Here is a 5385-nt window from a genome sequence, read left to right on the forward strand (position 1 = left end):
TTAGCTAATGCGACTGCCAAGGTTAATCTTTGTTTTATTCGGTTGATGGTTAAGAGGCTTGCTGCACCTTCTTAGATGTCAAATGGGTTCTATATTGCTAACTTTGGTATTGTCTAGGTAATTATAGACTCTTCTGGAAACTTCACGGACAAAATCTCCAGCTTTGGGATCGTAGTTTGGTCTTTGCACCAAAACACCTGCTAAATAGCTTTTGCCGTTGGGCATTTGAATTCTGATGATTGTGCTGAAGCAAAGAAAAATTCAGATTCTACTTATGTAGAGTCAATTTATTTGTTAAAGATGACTTTTGTCAGTACTGGCATAATTCAGGGGTTAAGGCATCGCTTGAAATGGACTCTGCAAGAATTGCTATTTGCTGAGTAAATTGGAATATAGAACCAGAAAATTTTTCTGTGTAAACTTGACCAGCAAATGGTAATGAAAAAATATTATCAAGATTTTTTAATCCGTGATTGGGTGCAAAGCGATCGCACACGAGCCGCCGAAGTCATCAGTTATGTATTATCAGAATACGGTCTGGGTTGGGAACCAAAGGGTGCTGACCGAGATGTGCTGCGAGTAGAGGAATATTATTTAGCTACTGGGGGAGAGTTTTGGGTAATTGAACACCAAAGCCAGTTAGTAGGTACTGGAGCATACTACCCCATACACCGTGGCAAAAAAGCTGTAGAAATCCGCAAAATGTATCTTTTGCCCAGCATCAGGGGTTTAGGATTAGGGAAATATTTGTTACAACAGCTAGAAGCAGCGATCGCAGACCGTGGTTTTGAGCAAATTTGGATTGAAACCGCCAGCGTTTTAGTAGAAGCAGTCAAGCTGTATGAAAGCAACGGCTACACTCCAGCAACGGGAGTAGAAACAACAAGGTGCGATCGCGTATATGTTAAATCACTCCACAACGGTTATGAGTTATGAAGTTTGAATTTTTAACTCCTAACTCCTAACTCCTAACTCCTAACTTTTAAAATGCATACGTGGATTAAAAATCTTACAGGCTTACTCAATCTTTTTCTGCAATCCCATTGTCCTCTGTGCCAACGTGCAACCTCGCAAGAATTCTGTCAAAATTGCACCAGACAACTGCAAAAATGTCAACGTCAAGACCCGATTTCTCTGTGGCAAGAGCCAATACCAGTATTTGGCTGGGGGGAGTATGGTGGGCCGGTGAAACGAGCGATCGCAGCGATGAAATACGACAATCAACCCCAAATAGCTCGTCCTTTAGGTCGCTGGTTAGGAGAAGCATGGTTGTTAAATTCACCGAGGCGAGATAGCCACCCTGTGGTGGTTCCCATCCCACTTCACCCTAGCAAGCAAAAGCAACGTAAATACAATCAAGCCGCACTGATAGCCCAAAGCTTCTGCGAAATAACTGGATTAAAATTGAAACTAAACGGTTTAGCAAGAGTGCGAGAAACTGAAGCCCAATTTGGTTTATCGGTATCTAAACGAGAAAAAAACTTGGTTAACGCTTTTGCTGTAGGCCAAGAATTTCGCTATTGTCCCCCAAATGTCCCAGTGCTGTTAGTGGACGATATTTATACTACTGGTGCTACTGCTAGGTCTGCTGTGCAAACACTTCGTCAAAATGGAATTCTGGTCTTAGGATTAGTAGCAGTAGCCACTGCCGTTAAAGACGGATAAATCAAGAATTAATGGACAGCCTTTAGCATATAAATGCATAAATTGACCGAATTACCCTATTTTTGGAGACAAAATTCTTTGAAATGTATGAATAAAGTTTTTGCGGCAGGTTTAAAACAACTCACGATCATTCCTGCCACATTGCTGGCAATAGATATAAGTACAAGTACAGCTTTTGCTCAAAATAAGTTGTATAGTCCAATTCCTTTGTCTAATAGTACTGAATTTTCCGATACCCTCTCAAACAAAGATATTCCCACAGGTCAAGGTGGGTTTGCCCGTGATTACACAGTGAAGTTACAGAAGGGCGATAATTTAGCAATTGACCTGTCATCCGAAAACTTTGACAGCATTATCACCCTGCTAGCACCTGATGGATCGACTTTGGCAGAAAATGATGATGGCCCTGATGGTACTAGCAATTCCCTACTATTTACTCGCATCGTAGAGACAGGGAATTATGTGATTCGTGTCCGGTCTTTTGGGGAAACTGGGGTTGGGGCTTTTAAACTTAAGGTGACAAAGCTGGAACCGATTAAGTAAAGTTAGGAGTTTGGAGTTTGGAGTTTGGAGTTTGGAGTTTGGATTTTTAACTTCTCACTTTTGACTCCTCACTCCTAACTTCCCAGAGCGGTCAATACGCAGAGAAATAAAGCTTCAGTCCACTCAACGACTGCGCCATAGGTATCTCCTGTGTGTCCGCCTAATTTGTGGTTGAACCACGCACCAGTTAAGGTAGCGATCGCACTTCCAGCAATTATCATTGCCAGTGCGAGAAATAGCTGCTGTTTATCTATCAACCAAACTAAACCACTCAAACCAAACAGCAACAACAATCCTGGTAACAAATCTTTGTAAGAACGAATGGCTTGTTTGTGAAGCGCACCTTTACCAGTTGGTTTCAGGTAAGGATATCGTGCGATCGCTACCTGTTGTCCCCAACGTCCCCAGCCACAAGCAGCCATCAGCAACAACCAACGGTTTTCTGAGATGTCCGTCAAAGCTGCTATTTTTAGGATCAGCAAGGCGATCGCTGCCATTGCCCCAAATGCACCTGTAGCACTATCTGTCATCACTTCCAGCCGCCGATTTGGGTCGCCCACTGCCAAACCATCGGCAGTATCCATTGCCCCATCTAAATGCAGTCCTCCAGTTATGGCAATCCAAACGCTGACTACTAAAGCACTACGAGTTAACACTGGCATACCCAGATAATCCATCCCCGTATCCAATAATCCTAAAATTCCCCCAATTATTAACCCTACAATCGAAGCAAGACGTGCCACTCCCCCAAAGTCTAATCCGTCCAAATACGGTACTGGAATACTTGTATAAAATATAATACTAGCTGCCAGCTTTAACAGCAGCTTTTTCCACCACTGTTGGTGTTTCGTCATCTTAGTAACACTAATATATGGTTAATTGCTGGATAATAGACTTGGGTTAAGTAAAACCAACATGAGCATACTTTAAAACTTTAGATAAGATTTACTTCTATTAAAGATACTCCTTGAAAATTTTGTTATGCTGTTCTAAGTGGTGAATAAATAATGAAAGTACTTTTTATACAAAATAACGAATGATTCAGGAAATTAAAATTTCATCAGCGATCAAAATTTGTGTTTTGTATTCGTTAACTAAAAACTTACTCGAAATTATTTAGACGATTGCCCCACAAAATTGATATTTTTTTAAATGTAGGAAGTAAACAAGCTATTCAATTATGACAGTTTAGCTATGTTGTCGCTCTCCTTAGCTCAATCGCTATTTTCCTATGAGTCACCATCTACCCGACATCAGGATACCAGCTCCGTGCATTATTAACACGGGCATCATTGTGAATAAGCTCGACATCCGGCGATTGCTGACAGACTTAGGTCGAGTCCACTACATCTACACCCAAGAAGATAAGGTACTGAGCGAGGGTGAAGGGGATGTGATGGAAGTTTTCGCCAATCCGCAAAGGTCTACCTTAGTGGCTAACCACGCGCTATATCTAAATGTTTGTAGTTTTGATTACTTGGAACTAAAACAGTCGGCGCAACAAGAAACCTATTTTGATTTGATGCAAGAAGGAGTGTGTCTGCGGTTAATTCCCCGCTCAACCCCCCTACAAGAGCGACGAGAGCGAACCTTCAATGTCAGCGCCATAGAAGCGATGATGGAGCAAGTCCTCTCCGCCAGATGGGATGCAGAAATTGACGATGATTCTGATTCTTTCTAAATAACAATTAGTCCAGTATATACTCGTAAAGTTGGTAACTAGATTAGTAGTGAATCCTTAAGTGTTCACGAAAACTTAATTGCCAGTTTTTATGTTTGTCCATAATTTAGCCAAATAATCTTAGTCTTGCCCTAATACCATTTGGTTTTATGGCTGCTAGTTATGGATTTCTGAAACTCTTTACCGATTAGCGTTTCACAATCCAAAATCTAAAATCTAAAATCCAAAATCCAAAATGGTATGAGTGCGAATTTTTCCTTTGAATGTCTTGCAAGCTGTAGCCAAACCAAAGCTAGAGCCGGAGTGTTTTTCACTCCTCACGGTGTTGTCGAAACCCCCAGATTTATGCCAGTGGGAACGCTGGCGAATGTCAAAACTATCACCCCATCTCAGCTACGAGATACTGGGGCGCAAATGATCTTATCTAATACTTATCATCTTCACCTACAACCAGGGGAAGCGATCGTGGCTGGGGGTGGTGGGTTGCATAAATTTATGGGTTGGAATGGCCCAATGCTTACAGATTCGGGTGGGTTTCAAGTCTTCAGCTTAAGCCAGATGCGGAAAATTACTGAAGAAGGCGTCACTTTCCGATCGCCCCATGATGGACGAATTATTAACTTGACGCCTGAGCTATCCATCGAGATTCAAAATACTTTGGGGGCTGATGTGATTATGGCCTTTGATGAGTGTCCGCCTTACCCAGCGACTCGCCAAGAGGTTGAAACTGCAACTGAGCGCACTTATCGCTGGTTAGAACGCTGCATAACGGCTCATCAACGCAGCGATCAGGCGTTGTTTGGGATTGTACAAGGGGGCGTATATTTGGATTTGCGTTGTCGTGCGGCTGAAGCTTTAGCTAAGTTGAATTTGCCCGGATATGCCATTGGTGGCGTGAGTGTGGGAGAACCGCCAGAAATGATGGCTGAGATTGTGAAAGTCACAGCACCGCTTTTACCGCCTGAAAAGCCGCGTTATTTGATGGGTGTCGGTACTTATCGGGAAATGGCGATCGCGATCGCATCTGGTATAGATTTATTTGATTGCGTAATTCCCACCCGTTGGGCCAGACATGGTACAGCGATCGTCCAGGGTGGACGCTGGAATTTAAAAAATGCTAAGTTTCGTGAAGATTTTACGCCATTAGATGAAACTTGTCCCTGCTACACTTGTCAAAATTTTAGCCGTGCTTACGTATCTCATTTAGTGCGATCGCAAGAAATTTTAGCTTATACCTTGTTGAGCATTCACAACATTACCGAACTAATTCGCTTTACGCAGCATATTAGAGAAGCAATATTAAGCGATCGCTTCACCACAGAATTTGGTCACTGGCTCAACCAAGAAAGGGGAGATGAGGAAGATGGGCGGTAAGAGGGGGGAGCAGGGGAGATGAGGGAGATAACTCCTAACTCCTAACTCCTAACTCCTAACTCCTAACTCCTAACTCCTAACTCCTAACTCCTAACTCCTAACTCCTAACTCCTAACTCCTAA

7 protein-coding genes are annotated in these 5385 nt (G+C 42.6%); 5 read left to right on the top strand and 2 right to left on the bottom strand.

Annotated elements, in window-relative coordinates:
* Nucleotides 1-78: 78 nt before the first annotated feature.
* Nucleotides 79-225: a hypothetical protein gene (locus V7K32_RS18895; RefSeq protein ID WP_334995345.1), complete on the bottom strand. Its 147-nt coding sequence runs from the start codon at nt 223-225 to the stop codon at nt 79-81.
* Nucleotides 226-438: 213 nt separating this feature from the next.
* On the opposite strand from V7K32_RS18895, the gene V7K32_RS18900 reads away from it, so the two are divergent.
* From V7K32_RS18900 to V7K32_RS18910, 3 genes are all read left to right on the top strand, one after another.
* Nucleotides 439-936 carry a GNAT family N-acetyltransferase gene (locus V7K32_RS18900; RefSeq protein ID WP_334995346.1) on the top strand — a complete coding sequence of 166 codons (498 nt, stop codon included), beginning with the start codon at nt 439-441 and terminating at the stop codon, nt 934-936.
* A gap of 51 nt (nt 937-987) precedes the next feature.
* Nucleotides 988-1665 carry a ComF family protein gene (locus tag V7K32_RS18905; protein WP_334995347.1) on the top strand — a complete coding sequence of 226 codons (678 nt, stop codon included), beginning with the start codon at nt 988-990 and terminating at the stop codon, nt 1663-1665.
* Nucleotides 1666-1752: 87 nt separating this feature from the next.
* The gene (locus V7K32_RS18910; protein WP_334995348.1) at nt 1753-2208 is read left to right on the top strand and encodes a PPC domain-containing protein; all 456 of its coding nucleotides are present in this window, start codon (nt 1753-1755) and stop codon (nt 2206-2208) included.
* Nucleotides 2209-2282: 74 nt separating this feature from the next.
* Here V7K32_RS18910 and cobS read toward each other — a convergent pair whose 3' ends face one another.
* Complete coding sequence (cobS, locus tag V7K32_RS18915; protein WP_334995349.1) at nt 2283-3062, bottom strand: adenosylcobinamide-GDP ribazoletransferase; 780 nt, start codon at nt 3060-3062, stop codon at nt 2283-2285.
* Nucleotides 3063-3439: 377 nt separating this feature from the next.
* Between cobS and V7K32_RS18920 the strand changes: the two genes are divergently transcribed.
* Both V7K32_RS18920 and tgt read left to right on the top strand, forming a co-directional pair.
* Nucleotides 3440-3889, top strand: coding sequence for a hypothetical protein (locus V7K32_RS18920; RefSeq protein WP_334995350.1), 450 nt, complete (start codon nt 3440-3442; stop codon nt 3887-3889).
* Nucleotides 3890-4129: 240 nt separating this feature from the next.
* Nucleotides 4130-5263, top strand: a complete 1134-nt coding sequence (gene tgt / locus V7K32_RS18925; RefSeq protein WP_334995351.1) for a tRNA guanosine(34) transglycosylase Tgt — start codon at nt 4130-4132, stop codon at nt 5261-5263.
* The last annotated feature ends 122 nt before the right edge of the window (nt 5264-5385 follow it).

It is taken from the genome of Nostoc sp. (genome assembly GCF_036917635.1).
Taxonomy (GTDB): Bacteria; Cyanobacteriota; Cyanobacteriia; order Cyanobacteriales; family Nostocaceae; genus Nostoc.